Source organism: Flavobacterium sp. Root420, assembly GCF_001427905.1.
GTDB lineage: Bacteria > Bacteroidota > Bacteroidia > Flavobacteriales > Flavobacteriaceae > Flavobacterium.
Genome location: NZ_LMEF01000006.1, coordinates 15,002 through 36,391, shown reverse-complemented (window position 1 = coordinate 36,391; position 21,390 = coordinate 15,002). Strand labels below are relative to the sequence as shown.

21 protein-coding genes are annotated in these 21,390 nt (G+C 33.1%); 8 read left to right on the top strand and 13 right to left on the bottom strand.

Annotated features, from left to right (window positions below; genetic code table 11):
* Window positions 1-97: 97 nt before the first annotated feature.
* The 5 genes from ASC72_RS05835 to ASC72_RS05815 form a co-directional block, all read right to left on the bottom strand.
* Complete coding sequence (locus ASC72_RS05835) at window positions 98-814, bottom strand: LytTR family DNA-binding domain-containing protein (protein WP_056188232.1); 717 nt, start codon at window positions 812-814, stop codon at window positions 98-100.
* Window positions 815-915: 101 nt separating this feature from the next.
* Window positions 916-2,028: a sensor histidine kinase gene (locus ASC72_RS05830; protein WP_056188229.1), complete on the bottom strand. Its 1,113-nt coding sequence runs from the start codon at window positions 2,026-2,028 to the stop codon at window positions 916-918.
* Complete coding sequence (locus ASC72_RS05825; RefSeq protein WP_241775646.1) at window positions 2,029-2,310, bottom strand: DUF4907 domain-containing protein; 282 nt, start codon at window positions 2,308-2,310, stop codon at window positions 2,029-2,031.
* A 40-nt stretch (window positions 2,311-2,350) separates the two neighbouring features.
* A complete protein-coding gene (locus ASC72_RS05820; RefSeq protein WP_056188227.1) occupies window positions 2,351-3,358 on the bottom strand; it encodes a kelch repeat-containing protein in 1,008 nt (335 codons plus the stop codon).
* 16 nt (window positions 3,359-3,374) lie between these two features.
* Window positions 3,375-4,217 (bottom strand): DUF6268 family outer membrane beta-barrel protein, encoded by an 843-nt coding sequence (locus tag ASC72_RS05815; RefSeq protein ID WP_056188224.1) that lies wholly within the window; start codon window positions 4,215-4,217, stop codon window positions 3,375-3,377.
* A 229-nt stretch (window positions 4,218-4,446) separates the two neighbouring features.
* Here ASC72_RS05815 and ASC72_RS05810 point away from each other — a divergent pair, with 229 nt between their 5' ends.
* The gene (locus tag ASC72_RS05810) at window positions 4,447-5,775 is read left to right on the top strand and encodes a DUF4270 family protein (RefSeq protein ID WP_056188221.1); all 1,329 of its coding nucleotides are present in this window, start codon (window positions 4,447-4,449) and stop codon (window positions 5,773-5,775) included.
* Window positions 5,776-7,011, top strand: coding sequence for a hypothetical protein (locus ASC72_RS05805; RefSeq protein ID WP_056188219.1), 1,236 nt, complete (start codon window positions 5,776-5,778; stop codon window positions 7,009-7,011).
* A gap of 5 nt (window positions 7,012-7,016) precedes the next feature.
* On the opposite strand, the gene murI is transcribed toward ASC72_RS05805, so the two are convergent.
* The 8 genes from murI to ASC72_RS05765 form a co-directional block, all read right to left on the bottom strand.
* Window positions 7,017-7,793: a glutamate racemase gene (gene murI, locus ASC72_RS05800; protein ID WP_056188216.1), complete on the bottom strand. Its 777-nt coding sequence runs from the start codon at window positions 7,791-7,793 to the stop codon at window positions 7,017-7,019.
* 153 nt (window positions 7,794-7,946) lie between these two features.
* Window positions 7,947-8,450 (bottom strand): OmpH family outer membrane protein, encoded by a 504-nt coding sequence (locus ASC72_RS05795; RefSeq protein WP_198528484.1) that lies wholly within the window; start codon window positions 8,448-8,450, stop codon window positions 7,947-7,949.
* A gap of 15 nt (window positions 8,451-8,465) precedes the next feature.
* Window positions 8,466-9,488: an OmpH family outer membrane protein gene (locus tag ASC72_RS05790; RefSeq protein WP_056188214.1), complete on the bottom strand. Its 1,023-nt coding sequence runs from the start codon at window positions 9,486-9,488 to the stop codon at window positions 8,466-8,468.
* Between the two features lie 48 nt (window positions 9,489-9,536).
* A complete protein-coding gene (locus ASC72_RS05785) occupies window positions 9,537-12,296 on the bottom strand; it encodes an outer membrane protein assembly factor (RefSeq protein ID WP_056188211.1) in 2,760 nt (919 codons plus the stop codon).
* Window positions 12,229-12,969, bottom strand: coding sequence for an isoprenyl transferase (locus ASC72_RS05780; protein ID WP_056188362.1), 741 nt, complete (start codon window positions 12,967-12,969; stop codon window positions 12,229-12,231). Before ASC72_RS05780 ends, ASC72_RS05785 begins: the two co-directional genes overlap by 68 nt.
* Window positions 12,970-12,973: 4 nt before the next feature.
* Entirely contained in the window at window positions 12,974-13,657 is a 684-nt protein-coding gene (locus tag ASC72_RS05775) for a DUF6089 family protein (RefSeq protein WP_056188207.1), read from the bottom strand.
* Window positions 13,658-13,830: 173 nt separating this feature from the next.
* Window positions 13,831-14,715 (bottom strand): NAD kinase, encoded by an 885-nt coding sequence (locus ASC72_RS05770; RefSeq protein WP_056188204.1) that lies wholly within the window; start codon window positions 14,713-14,715, stop codon window positions 13,831-13,833.
* A gap of 109 nt (window positions 14,716-14,824) precedes the next feature.
* Window positions 14,825-15,484 carry a CBS domain-containing protein gene (locus ASC72_RS05765; RefSeq protein WP_056188199.1) on the bottom strand — a complete coding sequence of 220 codons (660 nt, stop codon included), beginning with the start codon at window positions 15,482-15,484 and terminating at the stop codon, window positions 14,825-14,827.
* A 116-nt stretch (window positions 15,485-15,600) separates the two neighbouring features.
* Between ASC72_RS05765 and ASC72_RS05760 the strand changes: the two genes are divergently transcribed.
* From ASC72_RS05760 to clpX, 6 genes are all read left to right on the top strand, one after another.
* The gene (locus ASC72_RS05760; RefSeq protein WP_056188196.1) at window positions 15,601-16,314 is read left to right on the top strand and encodes a pyridoxine 5'-phosphate synthase; all 714 of its coding nucleotides are present in this window, start codon (window positions 15,601-15,603) and stop codon (window positions 16,312-16,314) included.
* A 47-nt stretch (window positions 16,315-16,361) separates the two neighbouring features.
* A complete protein-coding gene (locus ASC72_RS05755; RefSeq protein ID WP_056188192.1) occupies window positions 16,362-17,126 on the top strand; it encodes an alpha/beta fold hydrolase in 765 nt (254 codons plus the stop codon).
* A gap of 53 nt (window positions 17,127-17,179) precedes the next feature.
* Window positions 17,180-17,524: a phage holin family protein gene (locus tag ASC72_RS05750; protein WP_056188189.1), complete on the top strand. Its 345-nt coding sequence runs from the start codon at window positions 17,180-17,182 to the stop codon at window positions 17,522-17,524.
* 116 nt (window positions 17,525-17,640) lie between these two features.
* The gene (locus tag ASC72_RS05745) at window positions 17,641-18,963 is read left to right on the top strand and encodes a trigger factor (RefSeq protein ID WP_056188186.1); all 1,323 of its coding nucleotides are present in this window, start codon (window positions 17,641-17,643) and stop codon (window positions 18,961-18,963) included.
* Between the two features lie 316 nt (window positions 18,964-19,279).
* Entirely contained in the window at window positions 19,280-19,954 is a 675-nt protein-coding gene (clpP, locus tag ASC72_RS05740) for an ATP-dependent Clp endopeptidase proteolytic subunit ClpP (RefSeq protein WP_026985566.1), read from the top strand.
* A 165-nt stretch (window positions 19,955-20,119) separates the two neighbouring features.
* On the top strand, window positions 20,120-21,352 hold the full coding sequence (gene clpX, locus ASC72_RS05735) for an ATP-dependent Clp protease ATP-binding subunit ClpX (RefSeq protein WP_056188183.1): 1,233 nt from the start codon (window positions 20,120-20,122) through the stop codon (window positions 21,350-21,352).
* Window positions 21,353-21,390 lie beyond the last annotated feature (38 nt).

The window sequence follows — 21,390 nt, the reverse complement described above, 5'->3', positions numbered from 1 at the left end:
ATTCTAAAATAAAAATATCAAAATAGAAATTCCAAATTCCAATCGTTGTCAGACATTCCTGGAATTTGGAATTTTATTTTTTTGGAATTTTAAAAAATTATAAATTGATCTTTTCGAAAAAGGTACTCTTATAACTTTCACTAATCGGAATTCGTTTATCACTAATTAAAACCTTATTTTTCTGAATCGATTTTACATGTTTTATATTGATGATATACGACCTGTGAATTCTCGAAAAGCCTTTGCTGGAAAGTAAATTCTCAAGTTTTATTAAACTGATTAAAGTCAGGGTAAATTTATTGTCTGTGGTATAGATTTTTACATAATCTTTTAGACCTTCAATAAATAAAATATCGGCAAAATTCATTTTTACATTCTCATATTCGGCTCTGACAAACATAAAATCCTGTTCTAATTCGGGAGCAGTAGTGTTTTCAGAAATAGCCTGAACCGTTGCTGCAGGATTGAAAATTTGCTGCGCACGTACTACCGATTTTAAAAAACGATGAAACGGAATTGGTTTTACCAAATAATCAACAGCACCAAGATTAAATCCTTCAACAGCATAATCAGAATAGGCTGTTGTAAAAATGATTAAAGGCTTTTTTTCTATGGTATTTAAAAATTCAATTCCAGAAAAATGAGGCATCTGAATATCCAAAAAAATCAAATCTACATTCGTCTGATTAATAAATGAAACGGCATCGATGGCATTATTAAAAGTGCTAACCAATTCCAGCGAATCTACTTTTCGGACAAAATCTTCTAATAATTCAACCGCTAAAGGTTCATCATCTATAATTACACATTTCATCTGTTTCAGTATTAGGTTATTAAATTTGTTTTGGCCTTCAAAAGTAGTTTTAAACCAGTAGATTAAGTTTTAAAGTTTTCATAAATTACAGTTGCTTGCAATCAATTTATTGGTGTTTGAATTTCATCTAATTTTAAATTTAAATGCACACGGTAATACTGATTGTCCTGTGTTATATCTAATTCATGTGCGTTTGGATAAAGCAAATCCAGACGATTTTTTATATTAGCCAACCCGATTCCTGAATTTTCAGGATCTTTTGTATAATCTTCAATAGTATTTTCTATCCAAAAATCAAGACTGTTTTCATGTATAAAAATTTTAATTTTTACGTGGGCCGCACCTTTATAATCGGTTCCGTATTTGAATGCATTTTCAACAAACGAAATCAGTAACAAAGGTTCTATAAATTTATTTCTGGTATCACCATGAACGTTTATAACAATGTCTTCAATATCGTTGAGCCTTAGTTTTTGTAGCTCAATATAATTCTGGATATAATTAATTTCTTTTTCTAAAGCCACCGTTTTATTATCCGTTTCATAAAGCATATAGCGCATTAATTCAGACAATGTTACGATGGCGTCAGGGACCAAATCAGATTTTTTGTGTGCCAACGAATAAATACTGTTTAAAGAATTAAATAAAAAATGCGGATTTGTTTGCTTACGCAGATAAATTAATTCAGTATTTGTTCGATGTGTTTCGGCAATTAATTTATTTTGTTGATTGTTGTAAAATTCTGTTAGTGTTCTAATTATAGCACTTATAGTTAAAATTAAAATGTAAAATAACGAAGGGCCAATTTTAAAAAACAAAGGCTGTCTTCTTGCCATTATGATGCGTCTTTCTCCTCTCATAAAATCAGTTGGACCTTCGGGCATTATTTTGGGAGGCAACATATTTGGTGGTCTCACATGATTGAATTCAGGAATGAAATAATTAATCCTGATTATCATAAAAAGAAGAATGAGCGCTAAAACAAAAGCAAAATAAAGCCAGTATTTTTTTTCTAAAAGCAAGGCAGGTACCAAATAAAAATAGTTCAGATAAAACAAAACAATTCCGGTAAACCATTGTACATAAAAATCATTGTTGATTCTAAACGGACTTTCATAAAATTGAATTAATGAGGTCAAAATAAAGAAAGCCCATATAATACTATGGAACAAAATTTTGTTTGAGCTGGTATTTTTGATGGTATTTATATTCATTTAGAATTTTATTTTTAATAAAATTAAATCATTTTTTGTTACCGTCGGTGATAAGTCTTTATTGAGTTTGTCGATTACCAGATTGCCTATTTTTAAGGCATCTTTTTCTGTTCTAAAGCTTTTTGTTTCGTTTATTACAGGTATAATTGATTGTTTGATTAAAATTCTATTCTTGGAGGCAATTGTATAACCCCAGCCGGTTGTGGTTTTGAATGATTCGATTTTGAATGCGCTCTTTTCAGTACAAGACGTCAGTAATAAAGTAAGTAAAAGAAAGAGCAAATTCTTCTGGGTTTTATTCCGGAAGAATTGCTTTTTTGTATTAATTATCATCATCATTTTGTTCTTCTAAAGGCTTAAACTCCCAGGCATCATCAAAATAAGTTGAACCTATTCTTCCAAGCATATAAAAGCCTCGATTATTTATTGCAAAACCAACAGCATCTGTTCGGGTAGAACCTTCCATTGGTGTTCTTTCAACCCATAAATCTGTAGATGGATTATACTCCCAAACTGTTTTAATACTTTCTCCACCCACAAGATATCCTAATCCATTCATGGCAAAACTTGAAGCATTCGCACGAACAAGGGCATAATCATCATTGAATGATTCATCATCATCCTCGTCTTTATCGATGTCCCTTTTTCTTGTCCAAACTTCTGTAGAAGGATCAAATTCCCAAAAATCTTCCTGATAAGTTCCGTTGTTAATTCCAGTTCCTAAATAAGCTTTGTCACCAATTACAAAAACGGTAGCATTTCGTCTTTTATTTCCGCTAAAACCGTTTACAAGTGTCCAGGTATTGGCCTGATCATTATATTGATAAAAATCTTTAAGATAGTTTCCATCATATCCGGTTCCAAAGTAAGCTTTTCCGCCAACCTGAAAACCTAATGCGCCATAACGGCCAGTTCCTGCAAAATCCGTTTTTTGAGTCCAGCTGTTGCTTGCCGGATCGTACTGGTAAAAATCTTTTAGTTTGTTAGTTCCATCATAACCAAGTCCAACATATCCTTTTTCATTTAATGCAAAACTTGAAGCAGAGCTTCTTCCCACACCAGTAAAATCAGCTTTTTGTTCCCAATAATCTCCATTAGAATTGTAAGCCCATAAATCTTTCAAATAAACATCTCCGGTATAGCCTGTTGCAATATACGCGTAATCTCCAATAACAAAACTAGTAGCACTAGATCTCGCAGGTCCGTCAAATGCTGATTTTTTGATCCAGTTTCCTATTAAATCATCATCGTCATCATCGTTGCTACAGCCTATAAAAAAGAGACTCGAAAACAGTGCCGCGAATAATATTCCTTTTTTTAAATTATTCATAGTGTATTAAATTTATTTATTGTTTGTATTTGATGCCAATGCCTAAAACATATCCGTTGCCAATATTAAAATCATATACTTCGTGATTATCACGATCAATCAGCGTATATTTTTTATTAAAATCATAGCCAGCTTTAAAATTTAAGAACCATTTACCATCAACATTTCTTTCATACTCAAAGGCACTGGTCATTTGTGATAAACTCACTTTTGTCGCCTCTTTATTTAGATTGATTTGTGAATCTAAATTGTAAAAATTTCCATTAAAACGGTTAGTGAGGTTGAACTTGTTCCGGCCATTATTTGAATATGATATTTTAGAATCCGGAAACCCAATCAGCAAACTACTTCTGTCATTCAGTTTATAGTTTAAAGACAAAACAGGTATGAATTTAGGATATCCAAAAACCGTTGTTCTGGCAGCACCAAAATTTAAATCTGTTTTAGAACCTAATTTTTGATGCACTTCGAAACTTCCTAAAATTGTTACATCAGAAATGCCTACATTTTGTTGAAAATTGACGGTCGGCGTAATAGTAAAATTCAAGTCTGTTTTTTTTGAAACATTTTGTGAAACTTCAAATTGGTTTTGTAATTGATTAAAACGATCCGGATTTTCAAATAATCCTGAACTTCCTAGTTCATAATTGACATTCAAGTGAGAATATTCTAATGTATTTGTTACTTTACTTTTGGCGTTTATTTTTTTATTGATTTTAAAACTAACATTGGTCTCGTTAAAATTAATTTTATCAGTAGGCTCCGTTTTTAAGTTCATATCTACAGATAATTTTTCCTGTGCTTTCATACTATAAAATGAAATTGTAAAAAGCGAACATATCAAAAACAGTATTTTCATTGTTTATTTATTGGTTCAAAAGTATGTTCCTAATGTTTTTAAAAAAAAGAAGATATATGTATGGCACGTTTTGATAGACAAAAGAGCCCTTTTGATGGCTGAATGAACAATTTGGTACTATAATGCTATTGTAGATGTTTTAATGCTATTTATAGTGTAAAAATGCTAGGCTGTATATGTTATAGTGTATTGCAGAAGAGCGCATTTTATATTTGTTCAAAAATTAATTATGTACAAGTTTATATTGATGTTGTTTTTGGCTGTCACTATACTTTCATGCGGTACAGATACAGATGCCGGTGAATTTGTTGTAGGATCAGATTATTTAGCTTTAAATAATAAAGTTGTTTTGATTGATACTGTAACAGTGGATATGTCAACTATAAATTTTGATTCTCTTGTTACTTCTAATCAACAGCGAATTTTAATTGGGAATTATGACGATCCTATTTTTGGAAAAGTAAAATCAAATAGTTATTTCCAGGTCGCGTCTAATACTTATAGTTTGAATACTGGTGGTTCAGATACAGAAACAGTAAACTACGTTTTTGATTCTATAGTAATGACACTGAAATATGATAATTATTATTATGGCGATACGACAAAAGTGCAAACTTTTGATATTCATCGTCTAACTCAGAAAGTTAAGCCTAATGTTGATGATAAAAGTTTTTATAATAATTCTACTTTGACTTATAATGATGAAAGTATTGGATCAATTTCATATAAGCCAAGGCCAATCGAAAAGGATTCTATCACAATTAAAATGAATGACACTTTTGGATCTGAACTTTTCCAGAAAATGAAAAAAAGGGAAGTGACGGACTTTGATAGTTTTACTGAATATTTAAAGGGATTTGTAGTAGTTCCTTCAACTTCTAATTCTTCGAGCGTTATTGGTTTTAATGCTTCAACAAGTGTTATACGATTGTATTATTCAAAATCTCCAAAAGATATCGATGAAGAGTCTTACGAAGTCGAGTTTACAATCTCAGATGTGACAAAACAATTTAATTCTATTTCTTCAGATAAAACAGGAACCTTACTCCAGAATTTACCCAATTCGAGTAGTAAATTGTCAAGTTCACTCACAAATCGACAGGGTTTTATTCAATCTGGTACGGGAGTAGCCTGCAGAATTGATTTTCCAAATATCAAGCAACTCAAATATATATCTGAGAAAGGTGCCATTGTTGACGCACAATTGCTTTTAAAACCGGTTAATAATTCGTATTCGGAACAATATCCACTAGCAGATTCTCTAAAAATTTATGTGGCAGACAATTTAAATAGAATGAGTGGTTCTTTGGTAAATTCTGCTGGAGCATCTGTCTACGGCATTTTAAATAAAAAAACAGACGAGTTTAATGAGAATGTAGGGTACACGATTCCTATTGGATGGTTTCTACAAAAAGAGATGTGGAAACAGTCTGATTCCAGATCCTCTCTGATTCTGACGTTACCGGTTATTTCTAAAGCGGTAAACAGAATTGTTCTCGGAGATCAAAAACATCTAAAAAATAAAATTCAGCTGAAAATTTATTACATCTCTTATTAAATGAAAAATAAAATAGTTTATTTAAGTTACTTCATATTGATGTCGCTAACTTCATTTTCACAAAGTATTTCAAGTTCTCCTTATTCGCTATATGGTGTAGGAAGTTTGTACGATTCTGATTTTGGTACTATTCCATCTATTGGATCGTCGGGAATCGCCTTGCCTTCCGCCACATTTATTAATAATCTGAATCCATCGTCATTAGGTTATTTACCTCAAAATCATTTTATGTTTGACATTGGTGGAAAAGCTATCGCAACAACTTATCAGAGTGGTTCGAGAGCGGAGAATCGTAACAATTTTCAATTTTCACATATTGCTTTTGCTTTTCCGGTTACAAAGAATTCGGGATTTAGTGTGGCTTTGAGGCCTTATTCGAGTGCAACATTTAAAATCTCTAATTTAAAATTACCGATTGAAAATAGCCAGGAATATTATTATATGACTGCCACTGGTTCTGGGGGATTAAATAATTTTGATTTCTCATACGGATATCGATTTGGAAAGAAAGTATCAGTCGGAGTTTCAGCTGCTCTATTGTTTGGAAATACAGTTGATGATCGAAGTTTTTTAATACTAAATTCAGTTACCACTATTCATAAAAAAACAGACTATAATGGTTTGCGTGCGACTTTGGGAGCGCAATATAAAATTGATTCCACTTTAACAATTGGTTCAACGTTTAAAATGCCAACTCAAATAAAAGCTTCTAAAGTCCAGACGGTTCAAACTATTGCTGATGAGGTTGTGACTAGCATAGAATCAGATGTTGTTTCAGATACAGATGATTATTATATGCCTTTGGAAATTGGAGTGGGGATTAGCAAACGTTTTAAAAATAATTTAAACCTGACTTTAGATTATGAAAAAAGTTTATGGAATGATTCTAATCAATCTGAATTGTATGGAGATTTTGTGAATCAGGATCGATTTGCGTTGGGATTTACGTACAGGGCTAAAAAAAATATTCGGAAATATTGGGATAGCGTTCAATATGCGGCCGGAGCGAATTTTGACACCGGTTATCTTGAAGTTGATGGCAAACGTGTAAATAACACAGCTATCTCTATTGGACTTTCACTACCAATAGAAAATACTTTTTCTGCTTTAAATATTTCGTATTCCTATGGGCAAAAGGGAAGAATTTCAGACAATCTGATAAAAGAAAATTACCATAAAATCTCCCTTAATTTATCGTTGGACGGCATTTGGTTCGTCAAACGAAAAATAGAATAGTGAAGTTAAAAATCCTTTTGTATTACCGGATATTTATAATTTAATATAGACTCTAAAACTGCGGGATTTGAATTGACATAAAATTCAGGCTCGTTTTTTTGATTGTCAGACAAACCAACTTTTTCACGCAGAATATTTTGTGTCTGACGAGCTACTGCTTCTCCCGAATCAATAATCTGAATATGATCGGGAAGTATTTTTTTGATTTGCGGAATCAAATAGGGGTAATGACTACATCCCAGAACCAGATAATCAATGTTGGCATCAATCATAGGCTGTAAATAAGATTCTAATAACTGAGTCATTTCCGGTGAGTTCAGGTTTCCATCTTCAATAAGCTGAACAAGGCCATGACCTACCTGTTCAATTATAGTAGTGTGCTGAAACATTTCGGCAGTTTTATTGAATAATTCACTATTTAGTGTTCCTTTAGTAGCTAAAATTCCAATTACTTGTGTTTTAGAATTATTAGCAGCCGGCTTTATAGCGGGTTCGATTCCTATAAACGGAATGTCATAGGTTGCGCGAAGTTCTCGAATTGCATTTGTTGTAGCGGTATTACAAGCTATAACAATTAATTTGCAGCCCATTTCGAGTAATAAATCAACATTTTTTTTGCTTAAGGCAACAATCTCTTCTTTGGTTCTTTGGCCATAAGGAGCATTTTTGCTATCAGCCAAATAGATGGTTTTTTCGTTTGGAAGTAGATCGTGAATGGCGCTCCAAATGGAAGTTCCTCCAATACCGGAATCAAAAACGCCTATAGGATTGTTGTTCGTCATACTGCAAATTTAGTATTTTTTGAAATAGATTTATACTCTTAGTAAACTGAAATTATAGAATACTATTGTTTTTTAATCATAAATTAATATACAAAAAAACTGCCCAAACTTTTTAGAAAATTTGAGCAGTTTTGATACTAAGAAATTCGTTTTTTAGAATCCTAAATCTTTTTTTACATCAGCAGTAATGTTTGGACCATCAGCTAATATTAAAGTAGAACCGTCTAATACGTATTGGTATCCTTTAGCTTTTCCAACTTTTTGGATAGAAGCTTTAACTTTTTCCATGATTGGTTTTACGATGTCAGAATCTTTTTGTTGTAATTCTTTTTGAGCATTATCTCTGTAAGAAGTAATTCTGCCTTGCATATCCTGAACTTCTTTAGAACGTTCTCCGTTTACAGCTTCAGTTACAGTTGCAGCTTCAGCTTCATACTTTTTGATTTTAGTTTGATACTCATCAATCATTTTTTTGTATTCAGCATCATATGTAGCACTTAATTTTTGTAGTTGATTTTGAGCATCAAGCATTGCAGGCATTTTCGACATAATCTCGCTAACATCAACATGGGCTACCTTAGCCTGTGCGTTCATTGTGTTACTTGCTCCTAAAATTAGTATGGCAGCAATTAGTAAAGTTTTGATTTGTTTCATCATTTTTAAAAATATTAATTAATTATTGGTCGTATTTGATTTTTGTGTTTCGGCTTCTTTTGCTTTTTTAGCCGCTTCTCTTTCTTCTATTATTTTCTTTCTTCTTTCTTCTAATTCTTTTTTACGCTGCTCGTAGAGCTTTTGTCTTTCTTCTGCCTTGTTTACAGCTGGCTCAGCTGGTGGTGTTGTTTCATTTGTTGCAGCTGGTTTAGCAGTTGCGTCTGTCTTACCAGTTTCAGTTGTTTTAGCGGCTTCAGTAGTTTTTGCAGGTTCAGAAACCGTGCCATTTTTTTTGGCTTCTCTTTCTGCTTGTATTGCTTTTCTTCTGTCGTCGTATTCTTTTTTCTTGGCTTCCTGTTCTAGTCTTCTGTCTTCAATTAATTTTTCTCTGGCTGTCTTTTTCTCGTCAAGTGCTTTTTGCCTGTCTGCCATTGCCGGATTTTCGTCAATTGCATTTTCTTTACTTTCTTTAGCTTCCTGATCTTTCAATTGTTTTTTCGTCAATTGCTCACGTTTGTCAGTTCGGTTTAAAACACGAATAACCTGATCACTGATGTCAAATTTCTTATTGCTGAAAAGCATTGTCAGATCTGATGATTTGTCGAAAATAAAATCATAATTTTTAGCTTCGGCAATATCCTGAACAGCAGTAAAAACCTGATCCTGGATTGGCTTTGCTAATGCCGCTTTTTGATGAATTAAATTTCCGTTAGAACCAAATTGCTTCTGCTGATAATCCAGCATTTCATCTTCCAGAAATTTAATTTCTGTTTCTCTTTCATCAATTAGCTCTTTCGTCAATAAAGCTTTTTCAGCTTTAAGACCTTCTTTAAGCGTATTTATATCTAATTTTTTGGCTTCTATTTCCTGTTTCCATTTTTGAGCTTTTAACTCTAATTGGGCTGTGGCTTCTTTGTAATCAGAAACATTTTCCAAAATGTATTCCATGTCGATATAGCCAATTCGAGTCGTTCTTGTCTGAGCCTGACTTGTATGTGCTACAATCAGGGCTAAAAATATAAATAAAAATTGTTTTCTCATAACATTAGTTTATTTTCGAATTTCTAGCCAAATGTACTAAAAATTGGACTAAAATTGCTGGCCAATGATAAAGTGCGTTTCCCAACCGTTTGCTTTATTTGTAACAGATCCAGGAAGAGCATCAAACCCATATCCTAAATCAATTCCTAACAATCCAAATGCCGGCATAAATACACGTAAACCAAAACCTGCTGAACGACTTAAGTCAAACGGGTTGTAATCTTTAAATGTTGGATAGGATGAACCCGCTTCTAAGAACGTTAAAGCATAAATAGATGCTGATGATTTTAATGTAATTGGATAACGCAATTCCATAGAGAATTTGTTATAAATTGTTGCTCCAATTTGTTCGCCTCTAGAGTTTACCGGAGTTAAAGAGTTATTCGGATAACCTCTCAACTGGATTGTTTCTCTACCATCCATTGAGTAGTTTGCCATTCCGTCTCCACCTAAATAAAAGCGTTCGAAAGGGACAACTCCTCTTGCCTGATCATAAGCTCCTAAGAAACCAAATTCTGTTAAGGTTCTTAATACTAGCTTACCGTATACTTTAGTATACCAGTCTGCTTTAAATTTAATTTTATAATATTCTAACCAATTGTATCTTTTCTGGTCCACTTTACCCTGATCAGTATCAGCACTTGCATAATCAGAACCAACACTATTATATAAAGTTTGACCTGATGAGTTTGTGCCAGCGGACTTCATATAATCACCTTTGTTTAATGGCTGTCCATCAGCACCAGAGGTATTCTCTCCGGTGTATTGCATTTTATATTCTTTCTGATTTGGTAAGTCAGCATAGTTAATACCATTAAACAATGAATATGGAGGAGTTACTTTTGCAGAAATACTAAACTCAGAACCATAAGTTGGGAATATCGGGTTTACCCCTTTATTACTTCTTGAAAGTCCAATTGTATAGGCTAAGTTTCTTGACGCTCCGTTACCAAATGTAAATAAACCTGTGTTATAATTGTTAAGGTCGTAATGTTGGTAACTTACCGATTGTGATAAAACAAAATAATCATCTGGCACAGTTAACCTTTTTGCTAATCCTACTTGTACAGTAAAAATATTAAAACTTTTGCTCTTGTCCACATCTCTTGTAATATAATTATTAAGGTATTGTGTACTATAAGAGATAGATGAACTGAATTGTACTGGTTTTTTACCTCCAAACCATGGCTCAGAGAATGATAAACTATAGGTTTGAAAATAAGTACTTCCTTGTAAACGAAGTGCTACTTTTTGACCATCTCCCATTGGTAGCGGTTTGTAAGCTTCTTTATTAAATAAATTTCTTGCAGAAAAGTTATTGAACGACAGTCCTAAAGTTCCAATGAAGCCACCTCCACCGTAACCTCCCTGAAGTTCAACCTGACTAGATCCTTTTTCAACAACCTGATATTCGATATCTACTGTTCCTGCTCCTGCATCAACATTTCTAAATTCAGGTTTGATAGCCTCAGGATCAAAGAATCCTAGCTGACCAATTTCACGAATAGTTCTAACCAATTGTTCTTTACTGTATTTTTCACCTGGCTTGGTTCTTAATTCCCGGTAAATAACATGATCATTTGTTTTGTCATTTCCTGTAACATAGATTTTATTGAAATATGCAATAGGACCTTCTGTAACTCTAATCTCAAAATCAATTGTATCATTAACTGTTCTTACCTCTACAGAGTTAATTTTTGAGAATAAATAACCATTATTTTGATACAGGTTGGTAATATCTTCTGCATCTGGTTTTGTATTATCGGCAATTCTTTTCTCTAATAAAACTCCGTTGTATACTTCACCTTTTTTAATCCCTAAATAACGGTTTAAAAGCTGGTCAGAGTAAACAGTATTTCCTAAGAATTTAATATTACCAAAGTAGTATTTATTTCCTTCTTCCATATTAATTTTGATAGCCAGCATGTTTTTCTCCTTGTTATAAATAACAGAGTCATAAATTATACGGGCATCACGATATCCTTTTTCCTTATAAGCAGCAATGACTTTTTCTAAGTCGGTTTTGTATTTTTCAGGAATAAATTTTGAGGCTTTTAAAACACGCAAAATATTCTTTTGTTTCGTGTCCTTCATTGCAGATCTCAATTGGGTATCAGTAAGTTGTTTGTTTCCGATGAAATCAATACTGCTGATTTTCACCTTATCACCCTTATCAACCCGAACGAGCATATTAACCTGATTTCCGGCAGTACTATCCGGAGTATTTGTTATAGTAACTTTTGTGTTATAGAAACCTTCTTTTTTGTATTTGTTTTCGATGTAATTTTTGGTCGTTGTAATTAAGTTTTCGTTGACAATTTTATTCTTTGTCAGGTTATTATCCTTAATTAATCCTTCTACTTTACTCTTTTTAATACCAACAAATTTAACTTCATTTAATTTAGGAAGTTCGACAATATTCAGATCTAAATAAATACTGTCGTTTTCAATTTTATTTACATAAAAGGAGATTTCATCGAATAGACCAAGTTTACCTAATTTTTTAATAGCGCCACTGATTTCTTCACCAGGTACGGTTATTTCCTGTCCTTTTTGAAGGCCAGTAAAAGTAACAACAGTTTGTTCATTGAAGCTTATTTTACCAACAACAGAAACTTTAGCAAGAATATATTTTTTTCCCTGATCAAAAGGAACTCTTTCTTGTGCTTTAATTTGTGAAAAACTACCCAAAAGAATTAGGGTAAGTACTATTTGTATTCTTTTTTGTAACACTAAAAAATTATTTAATTTGTTCACTGGTTTTTCCAAATCTACGTTCTCTTTTTTGATAACTAATAATAGCCTCATATAAATCTTGATCTTTAAAGTCTGGCCACAAGACATTAGTAAAATATAATTCTGCATAGGCTATCTGCCATAGCAAAAAATTACTTATTCTATGTTCTCCACTTGTTCGTATTAATAAATCTACGTCAGGTAAATTTTGCGTGTAAAGATGCTCATTTATAATTGAATCGTCAATAGTGTCTAATGAAATTATATTATTTTTAACTTTATCACTGATGATTCTAACGGCATTTACCAATTCTTCCCGAGATCCGTAGCTTAAGGCGAGAGTTAGAGTGAGACGAGTATTATTTTTTGTCTTATCAATAACGTCCAGAAGTTCTTTTTGAGCTGACTTTGGCAGCTTTTCAAGATTTCCAATAGCGTTGAGTCTGATATTGTTTTCCTGCAGCGTAACAAGTTCTTTTTTTAATGAATTGATCAATATTTTCATTAATGCCTGGACTTCAAGTTTAGGACGATTCCAGTTTTCTGTCGAAAATGCATAAAGGGTTAAATACTCAATACCAAGTTTGGCACAAGTAGTAATTGTTTTTTTTACCGATTTAGTTCCGTTTTCATGACCAAAAGCGCGTAAAAAGCCTTGTTGTTTGGCCCAGCGCCCATTTCCGTCCATGATAATGGCCAAATGTTTGGGTAAATTTGTTTGATCTATAGAGTCTAGTAAGTTCATTTTATTATTCTGCGCAATAGCAAGGTTTTTGTCCAAAGGTATAGGTTAAAGTAATACCAGAGAAAACATACCAATCATTATTATTTAAATTTCCAAAACGCAACGATTTTAAATTATCATTGCCCGGATTACTTCCGTCCAAATCATCAGTAAAGGTATAACGGGCGCCAACCTCTGCTCCAATAACAAAATGAGGAGTGATGTTTGATTTTATACCTAACGTCATAGGGATAGCAATTGAACTTGAATTTTTATCTTTTCTGGTTTGCCCTCCGCTGATGTACAATTCGTCATATAAAAAGTAACTTAATCCTGAATATATATAAGGAGTAACTTTCGGATGATAATCGTGAAGATTAAAATCGAAGAAATTAAATTCTAATCCGGCAGAAAACTCTTTTACAGTATTTTCAAAACTATAGCCTCTGTTGCTTCTTCCTGTCTCTTCTGAATCTTTGTCGTTTCCAGCAATTGTAGATTGTGTGTAGGAGAAGCGATACGCATGGCGTGGGCTTTTATTCCATTTATACAAAACGCCAAAAGCTAATTTTTCAGGAGCAATATAAGTTGTTTTTCCTACGTCGCCTACAAAGTTGCTTCCGCCTAGAAAAACACCTATCTCATGGATTTGAGCATTTAGTGTGATAAAGGGGAAAAAACATAACAATAAATTAAAAATTTTCTTCATTTAATTCAAAATTGCGTGCAAATATAATAATTATCGATACGAATCAACGTTCCTTTAGCTAAATGTGCTTTTTTTTCAATTTACGATATGATTTTGAGACATTTAATGATGATTCACTACATGCAGAACGAGAAAATGTGGTATTATCGTATAGTGTAGCATTAGAAAAAAGCTTAATTCCTTTTGTCTTCTCCCCAAAGTAATTTGTTTCTCAGGGTTTTTAAGAAAGTTTCACCTGGAATTTCAACCATTTTTATTTTGTAATCTGTTTTTTTGATAGTTAAAACCGATTCATTCTTTACAGATGAAATTCGTGAGTCTAATGAAATTAAATATTGGTCTTCTCTTCCTGAAACACGAAGTTTTATTTCGGTATCGTCAGGAATTACCAATGGTCTTGCGGTTAAGTTATGTGGCGCAATGGGTGTAATTACTAAACTTGCTACATTTGGAGTTAATATCGGACCGCCACAACTTAAAGAATATCCTGTAGAACCGGTTGGTGTTGAGATGATTAAACCATCCGCCCAATACGAATTTAGATATTCATTATTCAGATAAGTTTCAACAGTAATCATCGACGTAGTATCTTTTCGGCTCACTGTAACTTCATTCATGGCAAAATTCAACTCTGCAATAGCATCATTTTGTGGCTCACAAGTCAAACTCAACAGGGTTCTTTCTGTGGTAGTGTATTTTTTGTCGATTACAAATTGTAAAAAACTGTCAATTTTTTCTTTTTGAACAGTAGCCAAAAAACCTAATCTTCCGGCGTTGATTCCTAAGATTGGAACACCTGAATTACGAACTAAAGTTGCCGCTCTCAAAATAGTTCCGTCACCACCAATACTAATCAGCATTTCAAAACTGCTATCAAGCGAGGTACTGGATGAAAAAGTTTTATAATCATTTTTAATCAACTCTTTTTCATAAAGCATTTTTAGGAAAGTTTCTTCAATTACCATTTCTACATTATTGGAATTGAAAAACTGAAAAATATCTTTAATGATAGGTTCTGTACTGTTTTGATAATACTGTCCGTAAATGGCTACTTTCATTCTTTTTAATTAGATAATGTGTCAATTATAATGTGTCAATTAAAAAAAAACAGATAATGTGTCAGCCGTTGAAGAATTATCTAATTGACACATTATCTAATTTTCTAATTTATATGTTCAGGTATTTGTCTAAATAATCAGAACGTTCTTTTAAACTGTTGATATAAGCGTCTTCCTGATGCTCTGAAATGATTTCATAATTGTATCGCCTGAATGTCTGAATTATTTCATTCATCGGGCCAACGCCAATTTTTATTGTTATCTGAACATTTTCTAAATCAGCTTCAGATACAAAACAGCCCAGGATTTTACCATTATTACTTTCTACAATTTGAGTCACCTGACCCATAGAATAATCTAAAAGTCCTCTTTGAACAATTATAATTCCGCCTTGTTCTTTTAAAAATGGAGTTTCCTGAAAAAATTTCATGATGTCTTCCATTTCATAATAACCTATATAGGTATTATTTTCGTCAATAACCGGAACTGTATTGGTATGGTTTTTCGCAAAAACTTCTAAAACATCCAGCCACATCATTGATTTTCTGGCAAAAAAACGTTCTAAAGTGTATTTGTAGTCAATCGCCTTTTTGTCAGTATCAAAAGTTTCAACATCATCAGAAGCAATACTTCCAATGAAAATACTGTTTTCCAAAACCGGAAAATGCGAAAAATTAACATCGGCAAAAAAGTCCTGAACCGTGGCTATCGTTTCCTGACTATCAATTGCTCGAAAATCGTTTGTGATATAGTTGGTAATTTCTGTCATAAATCAGTTGGAGATATTTGATGCAAAATAATCAAAAAATAGCAAAAACTGCTACGTTTTACTTTGTATTTTTGTCGTAACAAATATAGTGTTACTAGAATTAATTATCCATTTATATGACAAAGTTAAGTGTAAATATCAATAAAATTGCAACCTTACGTAATGCAAGAGGTGGAAATGTTCCTGATTTATTAAAAGTGGCTACCGATATTCAGAAATTTGGCGGACAAGGAATTACCATTCACCCGCGTCCGGACGAGCGCCACATACGTTATCAGGATGCCCGTGATTTAAAACCGATCGTTTATACCGAATATAATATTGAAGGAAATCCACAGCATAATTTTATTGATTTGGTTTTAGAATGCAAGCCGACTCAGGTAACATTAGTTCCTGATGCAATTGGTGCAATTACTTCTTCTGCAGGTTGGGACACTATAAAAAATCAGGATTATTTAGCGGAGGTTATTCAGGAATTTCAACGAAACGGAATCAGGACTTCAATTTTTGTTGATCCGGTTTTGGAAATGATCGAAGGTGCAAAAAAAACTGGAACTGACCGAATTGAATTGTATACCGAAGCTTTTGCCCACCAATATGATTTAGGGAATAAAAACGGAATTGATCCTTATGTGAAAGCCGCAGAATTAGCTAATGAACTAGATTTAGGAATCAATGCCGGACATGATTTAAGTTTGGATAATATTCAGTTTTTTAAACAAAATATTCCAGGATTATTAGAAGTTTCGATTGGACATGCTTTAATTGCAGAGGCACTTTATCTTGGATTAGATAATGTGGTGAATATGTATTTGAATAAATTGAAATAAGGTTTCGAAGCTTTCAAAGAGAATTATAGAATAAAAATAAAATTATAATGTTATACTCAAAAATAGAAGGGGAAGGAAAGCCATTTATTATCATGCACGGTTTTCTGGGAATGTCAGACAACTGGAAAACACTAGCCGGACAATATGTTGAAGCCGGATTTCAGGTTCATATTTTAGATTTAAGAAATCACGGGCGCAGTTTTCATTCAAATGAATGGAGTTATGAAGCTATGGTGCAGGATGTTTCCGAATATTGTCAGGCAAATCAATTAACGAGAATTGATATTTTAGGACATTCGATGGGAGGAAAAGTGGCCATGCTTTTTGCAACGACACATCCCGAAATTGTAGATAAATTAATTGTGGGAGATATCGGTCCGAAATTTTACAAACAACACCATCAGGATATTTTGGCAGGCTTAAATGCAGTTGATTTTTCTGTAAAACCAAGCCGAAATGATGTTGAGGCAATTGTGGCGCAATACGTTCCTGATTTTGGAACGCGTCAGTTTTTGTTAAAGAATTTATACTGGAAGGAGCCCGGACAATTAGCTTTTAGATTCAATTTGGAAGTTTTCAATAATAATCTGGAAGCCATCGGAAAAGCTTTGCCAGAGGGTTTGGTTTTTGATAAGCCTACCTTATTTATTCGTGGAGGAGAATCCGGTTATATTTTAGATTCAGATTTTGATGCCATTCGTCAACATTTTCCAAAGGTAAAGTTCGAAACGATTCCAAATGCCGGACATTGGCTTCATGCCGAAAATCCTAAAATGTTTTTTGAGATGACCACTACATTTTTGAAAGAGTAATTTATTTGATCAAAATTTTAGTACTTTTATTAAAACTTTAAAATCGAAAAACTATGAAATTATTACTCAGACTTCTTGTTACCGCAGCGCTGGTTTTGTTAATTGCCAATTTTCTGCCAGGAGTTCATGTTGCCAGTTTTGCCACGGCTGTAATCGTTGCAGTGGTTCTGGGATTATTAAATCTTTTTATTAAACCAATTTTGGTAATCCTGACATTGCCGGTAACATTCATTACTTTAGGATTGTTTTTATTGGTTATAAACGCCATTATTATTCTGCTGTGTACTAACATAGTAGGAGGTTTTGCGGTTGATACATTCTGGACAGCTTTATTCTTCAGTATCATCTTGTCTATCCTTCAATCTATTACTTATGAAATTTTAGGAGACGATAAATAAATTGAAATATAAGCGGGTTAAAAACCGCTTCAAATACAATAGATTAAAAACTTGGTTGGGTTGCAAAAATTTTATAATTTTGCAACCCAATTTTATTATGTAAATTAAAGAAGAAGATGGATATTAAAAGAGTAGCAATAGACGCTGTGAATGAAACGATTGTAATGACAGTTGTTCACATGGATTATAAAGGTCAAGTAGCAAAAAGAATAAACGAAAAAATGCCTTTGGCTACCGTTAAAGGTTTTAGAAAAGGACAAGTTCCTAAAGACCTTGTTGAAAAACAATACGGAAAAGCTATTAAGCAGGAAGAAGTTAAGAAAGTAGTTGATTTGGCTTTAGAGCGTTTCATTCAATCTGAAAGATTAAATCTTTTAGGAACTCCTCTTGCTAAAGAAAACGAAAACTTTGATTGGGATGCTGAAGAACTAACTTTCGAATACGAAATTGGTTTGGTTCCTAACTTCGAAATTGATTTAGAAGCAAAAAATAATATCGTAAAATATATCGTTACTGCTGATGATAAATTAATCGACGGACAAGTAGAGCGTATCCAAAAACAATTCGGAAAAGCAATTCCTCAAGAAGTAGTTGCTGCTGATTCTGATTTGACCGGAACTTTCTCAAACGAAGAAAAAGGTATCAACAATACAACTACAATTTCTGTAGCTACATTCAATAAAAAAGCAGGTGATAAATTCATTGGTAAAAAAGTTGGTGATGTTGTAACGGTAAGTACAAAAGGTTTATTCGAAGATGATCACCAATTAATGGATTACTTAAAAGTAGGTCATGATGATGTTCATGGTTTAGATGTTGAAGTTAACTTTACAATCGAAGCAATCAACGGAGCTGAATTGGCTGAATTAAACCAGGATTTATTTGATAAACTTTTTGGTGAAGGAAAAGTAGCTTCTTTAGAAGATTTAAAAGCTAAAATTAAAGAAGATGCTGAAGCGCAATTCGCACAGCAAGCTGACCAAAAATTATTATTAGACGTTCAGGATTTCCTGATCGAAAGCACAAAATTTGATTTACCAGCTGAATTCCTTAAAAAATGGTTGCAAACTGTTGGAGAGAAAAAACTTTCTGCAGAAGAAGCTGAAGTTGAATACGCAAGATCTGAAAAAGGTTTACGTTTTCAATTAATCGAAGGAAAAGCAATGGCTCAAAGTAATATCCAAATTACATTTGAAGATTTGAAAGCTTTTACAACAAACGCTATCAGACAACAAATGGCTCAATTTGGTCAAACAAACCCAACTGACGAAGAAGTTCAGGGAATTGTAGCCAGAGTTTTATCTAACCAGGAAGAAGTAAAAAGATTATCTGAGCAAGTTGTTGCTGAAAAATTATTGGAAGTGTTCAAAGAAAAAGCAAATCCAACAACTAAAGAAGTAACTTACGAAGAATTTATTGCTGCGTCTTACGGAGAATAATTTCTGAAAAAACAAGTATATTAGAGCGTCAAGAGATTTTTCTTGACGCTCTTTTGTTTTAATTTATTTTTGATTACTTTTCAGGAGCTAATCCAGCTATCCGTTACAAGTTTTTTCATGCCTGCCTTTTTTTGTAAGGCAAAAAAAGAGCTTCCTCCGGTCGCTTTTTTTTACCAACAAAAAATAGTTGTCATTTCAAAAAGCTTTTCACTACTATCTGGGCTAGAAATAAGACAAATTGACATCCTTTATAAAGAGGTATAACCTTTGATGGAAGAATATACAGATATAACGTAAAACTTAGAACACTTTAAATATGAACTACGGTAAAGAATTCAAAAAATTTGCTACAAAGCACCAGGGAGTAAACGCAATGTATTACGATAAAATCGTAGCTGCGATGAACCCAACTAACATGACTCCATACATTATTGAAGAGCGTCAGTTGAATGTTTCTCAATTAGATGTATTTTCAAGATTAATGATGGACAGAATTATCTTTTTAGGAACTGGTATCGACGACCAAATCGCGAATATCGTTCAGGCTCAGTTATTATTTTTAGAAAGTGCTGATGCATCAAAAGATATTCAAATTTATCTAAATTCTCCTGGAGGAAGCGTTTACGCAGGATTAGGAATTTACGATACAATGCAATACATCAAACCAGATGTTGCGACAATTTGTACAGGAATGGCAGCTTCAATGGGAGCTGTATTATTATGTGCAGGAGCTGCAGGAAAACGTTCGGCTTTGCCACATTCAAGAGTAATGATTCACCAGCCATCAGGAGGAGCACAAGGTGTTGCAACTGATATGGAAATCAACTTACGTGAAATGTTGAAACTGAAAGATGAATTGTATCATATCATTTCTCAACATTCAGGACAAACTTTTGATAAAGTGCACAAAGACAGTGAGCGTGATTACTGGATGAAAGCTGACGAAGCAAAAGAATACGGAATGATTGATGAAGTGTTGAGAAGAAGCTAATAAAAAAGTTTCAAGTTTCAAGTTTCAGGTTGCTGCGGTTAACCTGAAACCTGAAACAAAATAAAACTTGAAACAAAAAATAAGTTAATAGGTTGCTAAGTTTTTGAGGTTTTAGCAATAAATCTCAAAAACTTAGTAACTTTGCCGCTTAGTAACTAAAAGAGAATGGCTAAAGTAGTATTAGAATGTTCGTTTTGTGGAAGAAAAAAGCCAGAAACTAATTTATTGATTGCAGGTATTAATGCACATATCTGTGATAAGTGTATTGAACAGGCACACGGAATTGTATTAGAAGAATTAAAATCAAGCGGAAGCGCGAAATTGGTTGGTGATTTAATTTTAAAGAAACCAAAAGAAATCAGAGCTTTCCTGGATCAATATGTTATTGGTCAGGATCAGACAAAAAAAGTAATGTCGGTGGCGGTTTACAATCACTACAAACGTTTAATGCAACAGCAACTAGACGATGAAGTAGAGATTGAAAAAAGTAATATCATTATGGTAGGGCAAACCGGAACCGGAAAAACATTGGTAGCTAAAACTATTGCCAAAATGTTAGACGTTCCTTTGGCTATTGTTGATGCAACCGTATTAACAGAAGCTGGTTATGTAGGAGAAGACGTTGAAAGTATTTTGACACGTTTGCTACAAGCTGCTGATTATGATGTAGCCAAAGCGGAAAGAGGAATTGTATTTATTGATGAAATTGATAAAATTGCCCGTAAGAGCGATAATCCATCTATAACTCGTGACGTTTCTGGTGAAGGGGTTCAACAAGCTTTATTGAAATTATTAGAAGGAACTGTTGTTAACGTGCCACCAAAAGGAGGACGTAAACATCCGGACCAAAAATTTGTTGAGGTAAATACGCAGAATATTTTGTTTATTGCCGGTGGAGCTTTTGATGGAGTTGAACGTATTATTTCAAAACGTTTAAATCGTCAGGCAGTTGGATATTCTACATCTAAAAATGTAGACAACATCGACAAAGACAATTTATTGCAATATATTATTCCAAAGGATATTAAAGATTTTGGATTGATTCCGGAGATAATTGGTCGTTTACCAGTATTGACACACATGGATCCTTTAGATAAAGAAACTTTGCGTGCGATTTTGACTCAACCGAAAAATGCATTGATAAAACAATATCAAAAATTATTCTTAATGGATGATGTTGAGTTTACAATTACAGATGAAGCATTAGATTTTATTGTTGACAAAGCTCTTGAATACAAATTAGGTGCTCGTGGATTGCGTTCATTATGTGAAGCAATTTTAACTGATGCCATGTATGAATTGCCAAGTTCAGACGACAAAGTTCTTGTAATTGATGAAGATTATGCAAAACATACTTTAAGTAAAAACTTATTGAAGCGAATGGAAATTGCTTCGTAAACTCTCCTATACTATATTGTTAAAGTTTAAACTTTGAC

Excerpts from the sequence above, each read along its gene's own strand:
- ASC72_RS05750 (WP_056188189.1), top strand. The coding sequence starts at position 17,180 with ATGAAATTATTACTCAGACTTCTTGTTACCGCAGCGCTGGTTTTGTTA.
- ASC72_RS05815 (WP_056188224.1), bottom strand. The coding sequence starts at position 4,217 with ATGAAAATACTGTTTTTGATATGTTCGCTTTTTACAATTTCATTTTAT.
- ASC72_RS05835 (WP_056188232.1), bottom strand. The coding sequence starts at position 814 with ATGAAATGTGTAATTATAGATGATGAACCTTTAGCGGTTGAATTATTA.
- ASC72_RS05830 (WP_056188229.1), bottom strand. The coding sequence starts at position 2,028 with ATGAATATAAATACCATCAAAAATACCAGCTCAAACAAAATTTTGTTC.
- ASC72_RS05770 (WP_056188204.1), bottom strand. The coding sequence starts at position 14,715 with ATGAAAGTAGCCATTTACGGACAGTATTATCAAAACAGTACAGAACCT.
- ASC72_RS05795 (WP_198528484.1), bottom strand. The coding sequence starts at position 8,450 with ATGATGAAACAAATCAAAACTTTACTAATTGCTGCCATACTAATTTTA.
- clpX (WP_056188183.1), top strand. The coding sequence starts at position 20,120 with ATGGCTAAAGTAGTATTAGAATGTTCGTTTTGTGGAAGAAAAAAGCCA.
- clpP (WP_026985566.1), top strand. The coding sequence starts at position 19,280 with ATGAACTACGGTAAAGAATTCAAAAAATTTGCTACAAAGCACCAGGGA.
- ASC72_RS05745 (WP_056188186.1), top strand. The coding sequence starts at position 17,641 with ATGGATATTAAAAGAGTAGCAATAGACGCTGTGAATGAAACGATTGTA.
- ASC72_RS05810 (WP_056188221.1), top strand. The coding sequence starts at position 4,447 with ATGTACAAGTTTATATTGATGTTGTTTTTGGCTGTCACTATACTTTCA.
- ASC72_RS05765 (WP_056188199.1), bottom strand. The coding sequence starts at position 15,484 with ATGACAGAAATTACCAACTATATCACAAACGATTTTCGAGCAATTGAT.
- ASC72_RS05785 (WP_056188211.1), bottom strand. The coding sequence starts at position 12,296 with ATGAGGCTATTATTAGTTATCAAAAAAGAGAACGTAGATTTGGAAAAA.
- ASC72_RS05820 (WP_056188227.1), bottom strand. The coding sequence starts at position 3,358 with ATGAATAATTTAAAAAAAGGAATATTATTCGCGGCACTGTTTTCGAGT.
- ASC72_RS05760 (WP_056188196.1), top strand. The coding sequence starts at position 15,601 with ATGACAAAGTTAAGTGTAAATATCAATAAAATTGCAACCTTACGTAAT.
- ASC72_RS05755 (WP_056188192.1), top strand. The coding sequence starts at position 16,362 with ATGTTATACTCAAAAATAGAAGGGGAAGGAAAGCCATTTATTATCATG.
- murI (WP_056188216.1), bottom strand. The coding sequence starts at position 7,793 with ATGACGAACAACAATCCTATAGGCGTTTTTGATTCCGGTATTGGAGGA.
- ASC72_RS05805 (WP_056188219.1), top strand. The coding sequence starts at position 5,776 with ATGAAAAATAAAATAGTTTATTTAAGTTACTTCATATTGATGTCGCTA.
- ASC72_RS05780 (WP_056188362.1), bottom strand. The coding sequence starts at position 12,969 with ATGAACTTACTAGACTCTATAGATCAAACAAATTTACCCAAACATTTG.
- ASC72_RS05775 (WP_056188207.1), bottom strand. The coding sequence starts at position 13,657 with ATGAAGAAAATTTTTAATTTATTGTTATGTTTTTTCCCCTTTATCACA.
- ASC72_RS05790 (WP_056188214.1), bottom strand. The coding sequence starts at position 9,488 with ATGAGAAAACAATTTTTATTTATATTTTTAGCCCTGATTGTAGCACAT.